The 520-nt window shown below is 46.9% G+C and carries 1 protein-coding gene; it reads left to right on the plus strand.

Translation table 11 applies throughout. The features are described from left to right. Positions 1–48 precede the first annotated feature (48 nt). Positions 49–520: PHP domain-containing protein (locus R7Q11_RS29280; RefSeq protein WP_225467359.1), on the plus strand; the 472-nt coding region annotated here is incomplete at its 3' end.

Consider the following 520-nt stretch of genomic DNA (forward strand, 5'->3'; position numbering starts at 1 on the left):
GATCAACATAAACATTGGTTTCTTCATGGCTATTTTTGTTAAGTCGTTATGAGTTACGCAGAATTATTTTGTCAGTCTAATTTCTCTTTCCTCACTGGCGCTTCTCATGCAGAAGAGCTTGTGTTGCAAGCGGCTTTTTATCGCTACCATGCCATCGCGATTACTGATGAGTGCTCGGTCGCTGGCGTGGTCAAAGCCCATGCAACGATTGAGCAGCATAAACTTGATATCAAACAGATCGTCGGCAGTATGTTCTGGCTCAACGAAGAGTGCCAAATAGTCCTACTTTGCCCCTGCCGTAAAGCTTATGCTGAGATGTGCCGTATCATCACTAACGCGAGACGACGCAGCGAAAAAGGCAGTTATCAGCTTTCTGAGTGGGATCTGATGTCGATTCGTCACTGCTTAGTATTGTGGCTTCCTACCCATCAAGCGAGTGACCATTACTGGGGGCGCTGGCTCAATCAACACCATAACAATCGACTATGGGTTGCGATTCAACGTCATCTTGGTGGCGACG

The organism is Vibrio sp. 970, from assembly GCF_033339075.1.